Annotated in this window: 5 protein-coding genes; 2 read left to right on the forward strand and 3 right to left on the reverse strand. The window is 71.8% G+C overall.

Annotated features, from left to right (window positions below):
• The 3 genes from ACI3KY_RS19945 to ACI3KY_RS19955 all read right to left on the reverse strand — a co-directional run.
• Positions 1-1,067: 1-phosphofructokinase family hexose kinase (locus ACI3KY_RS19945; protein ID WP_404931864.1), on the reverse strand; the 1,067-nt coding region annotated here is incomplete at its 3' end.
• A 73-nt stretch (positions 1,068-1,140) separates the two neighbouring features.
• Entirely contained in the window at positions 1,141-2,163 is a 1,023-nt protein-coding gene (locus tag ACI3KY_RS19950) for an isopenicillin N synthase family dioxygenase (RefSeq protein ID WP_404931865.1), read from the reverse strand.
• Between the two features lie 93 nt (positions 2,164-2,256).
• A complete protein-coding gene (locus ACI3KY_RS19955) occupies positions 2,257-3,399 on the reverse strand; it encodes an epoxide hydrolase family protein (RefSeq protein ID WP_404931866.1) in 1,143 nt (380 codons plus the stop codon).
• A 71-nt stretch (positions 3,400-3,470) separates the two neighbouring features.
• Between ACI3KY_RS19955 and ACI3KY_RS19960 the strand changes: the two genes are divergently transcribed.
• Together ACI3KY_RS19960 and efeU are read left to right on the forward strand one after the other, a co-directional pair.
• Positions 3,471-4,421: a helix-turn-helix transcriptional regulator gene (locus ACI3KY_RS19960; protein WP_404931867.1), complete on the forward strand. Its 951-nt coding sequence runs from the start codon at positions 3,471-3,473 to the stop codon at positions 4,419-4,421.
• Positions 4,422-4,577: 156 nt separating this feature from the next.
• The coding region (gene efeU / locus ACI3KY_RS19965) for an iron uptake transporter permease EfeU (protein ID WP_404931868.1) at positions 4,578-5,529 on the forward strand (952 nt) is incomplete at its 3' end.

The following is a 5,529-nucleotide window of genomic DNA, read 5'->3' on the forward strand; positions in this document are numbered from 1 at the left end:
TGCCGTGGCTGCGTGCTGGCGGGATGCGCAGGCGCGGCGGGATCGGCCGACGGGCCACCCGCCGGCTGCGTGCGCGGCTCGGCCAGTGCCGCGAGCCCGTCCGGGCTGACGTGGCCGGTGACGGGCTGATCCATCCCCGCGTCGGCGTCGTCGAGGATCTCTCGCACCGTCACGGCTGCCCGCAGCGCGGCGATCGACTCGGGGTCGCCTGTGCCCAGCCCGTGCCGGGTGACGTTCAGGGCCGCCGCGGCGACCCCTGTCACGATCGCGTCGCGCACTCCTTCGCCCCAGGCGATGCCGGCCGCCATGCCGGCAGTCAGCGAATCGCCGGCGCCTCTCGTGTCGGCGACCTCCAGGCGCGGCGCGCGCACCTCGAGGAAGCCGTCGGCGTCCAGCAGCAGTGTGGGCTCGGGCGATCTCGACACGACCACGGCACCCGCTCCGCTCTGATGCAGCCGACGCATCGTGGCCATGATGGCGGCGCTGGTGTCGTCGTCGACACGCGCATCCTGCATGAGCTCTTCGTCGCTGACCTTGAGGACGTCGACCCCGCCCTCCAGGGCGGCGTCGAGCCGGGCGCCGGACAGATCCACGACGACCTGAGCACCGCCGGCATGCAGGTCGGCGGCCAGCCGGCGGTAGGTGTCGGCCGGGAGCGTGTCCTCCCCGGCCGGTCCGCTGAGGATCGCCAGGCCCGAGGCGAGCCCCTCGCGAAGGGTCATGCCGTAGAGCTCGTCGAGATCATGCCGGGCGAGGGGGTCGCCGCCCGTCTCGGCGATGATCCGACGCTCGCCGCCGCGGCGATCGTGCACGTACGCGGAGCCCTTGCCCGGGCGCTCGACCCCTGCGACGCTGAGGCCCTCGTCTTGCAGCAGATGTCGCAGCATCCGTCCGACCTCGCCCGTGAGACTGCAGCAGATCGTCACTGAGACCCCGAGCCGCAGCAGCATGCGCGCCTGCCACACCCCCTGACCGCCGGCATGGAGATGGATGTCTGGCTCGTTGTCGTGCTCCTCGACCGTGACGGTGAGCGTCGGCGAGGGAGCGAAGATCGTCACGTCGCTCATACGGCCACGCTAAGCGCGTCGTCGGACGCTCCGGCACCCCCTTGCACCCCCGCAAGAGACCTGCAACAGGTCTTCAGGCGGATGCCGCGGCCCGCGCCGTGACGAGATCCCCGTGGTGGATCGCGGCGACATCGGGGTGGGCGCGCAGGCGCGACTTCAGCGCGTTCTCGCCGTAGAGCGCGTGGATCGGATTGGTCGGATCCTGCGTGACCCCGCGGGCCTGCGCGGCCAGCTCGTCCGGCAGCTCGATCAGCGGCAGGCGCTTGTCGAGCGCCGGGTTGAAGAAGAACGGGACCGAGATGCGGTCCTCGGGGTACTTCGGCGAGATGACCCGGTGCTTGGTCGCGATGAGGTAGCCCTGCGTGGCGTACTCCAGCAGCTCGCCGATGTTGACGACGAAGGCGCCGGCCACCGGGGGAGCGTCCACCCACTGTCCGTCCCGCTCCACCTGGAGTCCGCCCTTGCCGGGCTCGACCCACAGCAGCGTGAGCACGCCCGAGTCCTTGTGGGCTCCGACCCCTTGCTGGGGCGTGGGGTCCTCTTTGCCGGGGTAGCGGACGATCTTGATGAGGGTGGAGGGCTCGCCGAAGTGCTCGTCGAAGTAGTTCTCGGGGGCACCGAGCGACAGCGCCCAGGCGCGCAGCAGCTTCCGCGCGACGCCCGACAGGTGATCGTGCCACTCCGTGACGACGGCGCGCAGCTCGGGCTGCGCGTCGGGCCAGAGGTTCGGCCCGATGAGGCGCGCGAAGTCCGGGGCATCCGGATCGGTCACGGCCTCGCGTTCGGGGCCGATGTCGATCTGCTCACGCCAGTCGACCTCGCCCTGCGTGCGCTCGCCGCCGATGCGCGTGTATCCGCGGAAGTGCGGACTGTTGACGTTCTCGATCGCGAGCTTGTCGGCCTCGGGAAGGGCGAAGAAGCCGCGGGCGACGCGGTGCAGCCGTGCTTCCAGCTCGGGCGAGACGCCGGTCCCGGTGAGGTAGAAGAACCCCACGTCGTGGGTCGCCGCGCGCAGGTCGTCGCGGAACTGCGCGGCCGCCTCGGCACCCGCGTCGAGCCGGGAGAGGTCCAGGATCGGCAGATTGAGCTCGGTCATGAGGCGAGGGTAGGCGGATGCCGCGGCATCCGCTCGGTTTGTTGCGCAGGGTTAAGCGGGCCCGGCGGGGACGCCTGCCGGGCCCGCTGCCACTCACGACCGGGCGAAGAAGGCGCGGATGTCGCCGACGACCAGCTCGGGCACCTCGAGCGCCGCGAAGTGCCCGCCGCGCTCGAAGCGGCTCCAGTGGACGATGTTCGTGTTGTCGCGCTCGGCGAACACCTTGATCGTCTGGAAGTCGTCCTTGAACACCGCGACACCCGTGCGGGCGTCGCTCACGCGCGGCTCGGCATCCGCCAGCGCATTCTCGCGGTAGGCGCGGCTCATACCGGCCGACGCATTGGCGAACCACGCGACGCTCACCTCGGTGAGGACGGCGTCGAGGGGGACGAGGCTGGTGCCGTTGCCGAAGGAGTTGAACAGCTCGGCGTACGCCAGGTGGCCGACGGGGGAGTCGGACAGCGCCGCGGCGATCGTCTGCGGACGGGCGGCGTTCATCGTGTTGTACGCGCCGACGGACTGGAACCACTGCATGTGCTCGAGCCCGGCATAGTCCTGCGGCTCGAGCTTCTCGAACTCGGCCGGGTCGCCCGAGGGGAACGAGAACAGCTGCAGCACGTGCAGGCCCAGGAAGCCCTCGGGATCGAGCAGACCCAGCTCGCGCGCCACCATCGCCCCGTTGTCGCTGCCGTGGATGCCGTACGAGTCGTAGCCGAGCCGGCGCATCAGCGTGTCGTAGGCGGCCGCGACGCGCGCGGTGGTCCAGCCCGCCTGCGTGGCCGGCTGGCTGAAGCCGAACCCCGGCGCATCGGGCACGACGACGTCGAAGGCGTCCTCGGCGCGGCCGCCGTGTGCGACGGGGTCGACGAGCGGACCGATCATGTCCAGGTAGTCGACGAACGAGCCCGGGTACGTGTGGGCCAGGATCAGCGGCGTGGCGCCCTCGTGCGGCGAGCGCACGTGCACGAAGTGGATCGGCTGTCCGTCGATCTCGGTGAAGAAGTGCGGGAACTCGTTCATGCGCGCCTCGGTCGCGCGCCAGTCGAACCCGTCGCGCCACCGTGCGACGGCATCGGCGAGGTACGGGTTCGGCGTTCCCGACTCCCAGTCGTCGGAGGGCGCCGGCTGGGGGAGCCGGGTGCGCGCCAGGCGGTCGTTCAGGTCGTCGAGGTCGGCCTGCGGAACGTCGATGCGGAAGGGGCGGATGTCGGTGCCGGCGGCGGTTGCGGTGTTCATGTCTCCGACGTTACGGTCGAAACAGGCAGGTTCTCTTCCTGTTATCTGCCCTCCTCGACGAAGCGAGCGACATGGCCGACACCTCTGCGCGGATGCTGGCACTCCTCGCGCTGCTGCAGAGCAGGCCGCGGTGGCCGGGTCCCGAGCTGGCGACGCGACTCAACGTGTCGGTGCGGACCATCCGCACCGACATCGAGCGGCTGCGCTCGCTCGGCTACCCCGTCGAGGCGGAGCGCGGGCGCGCCGGCTCGTACCGGCTGGCCGCCGGTGGCAAGCTGCCGCCGTTGCTGCTGGACGACGAAGAGGCCGTCGCCGTGGCCATCGGGCTGCGAGTGGCGCGCGGAGTCGCCGGCGTCGACGAGGCGGGCGCCCGTGCCCTCGCGAAACTGCTCCAGGTGCTGCCCGAACGGCTGCGGCCCACCGTCGACGCGGTGGCCGCCACCATCGACAGCGGCCCGGAGAACGTCGGGACGGACGCACCCGACCCCGAAGTCGACCCGCGCGTGCTGAGCGCGGTCGCGCAGGCGGTGCATGCGGGGGAGTGGCTGCGCTTCGACGACCGCGGTGCCGCTCGACGCGTGGAGCCGTACCGGCTGCTCAGCTGGCAGCGCCGCTGGTACCTCGTGGCGCGCGATCCCGACACCGAGGAATGGGAGACGTTCCGGCTCGACTGGATCGAACCCCGCATGCCCACGCGGCGCCGTTTCGACCCGGTCCCCGTGCCCGGGGGCGACTTCACCGCCTTCGCGCTGCGCTCCATCGCATCCGGCGGGTGGAACGTGCATGCGCGGCTGCGGATCGCCGCGCCGGCGGCGCAGGTGATCGCGCGCATCAACCCGACGGTCGGCGTCGTCGAAGCAGTGGGGCCGACGACGTCGGTGCTGGTGACGGGTGCCGACAGCCTCGAGACGATCGCGGCGTACATCGGGATGCTCGGCATGGACTTCACCGTGGACTCTCCCGCCGCGCTCGTGCCCCACTTGCAGCGCCTGGCCGATCGGTACGCGCGGGCTGCCGGCTGAGCCCGCACGCGCCGTCACGGAATGGACAATCCGGCATCGTGTCCGGTACCGTCGAAGGTAAGGCTCACCTTACGTTGAACCGCCGCGCGCATCACACCGCAGGAGTGCCGAGGCGCAACGGGGCGCCGCGTCATCCGCACCATCTTGGGAATCCCGTTGCTCGCCACCTTCCTCATCGGCCTGCGTGAAGGCCTTGAAGCCGCGCTCGTCGTCGGCATCCTCGTCGCGTACCTGTCCAGACTCGGCCGGCGCGATGTGCTGCCGCGCCTGTGGGCCGGCGTGGGGCTCGCCATCGCTCTGGCACTCGTGATCGGCGCCGTCCTGACCTTCGGCGCGTACTCGCTCACGTTCGAGGCGCAGGAGCTGCTGGGCGGCACCCTGTCGCTCCTCGCCGTGGCGATGGTCACGTGGATGATCTTCTGGATGCAGCGCACCGCCCGCACCCTCAAGCGCACACTCGAAGGCGGCGTGGACCGCGCCCTCGCCACCGGCGGGCTCTGGGCGCTCGTCGCCATCGGGTTCGTCTCCGTGGCGCGCGAGGGCGTCGAGACCACGCTGCTGCTCTGGTCGATGGTGCAGTCCTTCGGCGAGGCGCCGGCGGCGCTCGCCGGCGCCCTTCTGGGCCTGGTGGCCGCCGTGGTGCTCGGCTGGGCCCTCGCCCGCGGCATGCTGCGACTCGACCTGCGCATCTTCTTCGGCTGGACGGGCGCCTTCCTCGTCATCGTCGCGGCCGGCGTGCTCGCCTACGCGATCCACGACCTCCAGGAGGCCGGCGCGCTGCCCGGCCCCTTCACGGCCGCCGCGCCCGTCGATCCTGCGACCGGCGACGTCGCCATCGGCTGGGCGGCCTTCCCGTTCGGCTGGGCCTTCGACGTCACCGCCTCGATCGCCCCCGGCAGTGCCGTGGCCGCGATCCTGCAGGCGACGGTCGGCTTCATGCCGCGGATGTCGTGGCTGCAGGTCGTCGCCTGGGCGCTCTACGTCGGCATCGTCGGCGGCATCTGGCTGCGCGGTCAGCTGCGCTCCCGCCCGGCGGGGCGGCCCGCGCCCACCACGGCGGGGGCACCTGTCGCGGCCGCCGCTGCGTCCTCCGCGGCCGCATCCCCGG

Source organism: Microbacterium sp. ZW T2_14, from assembly GCF_044987405.1.
GTDB lineage: Bacteria > Actinomycetota > Actinomycetes > Actinomycetales > Microbacteriaceae > Microbacterium.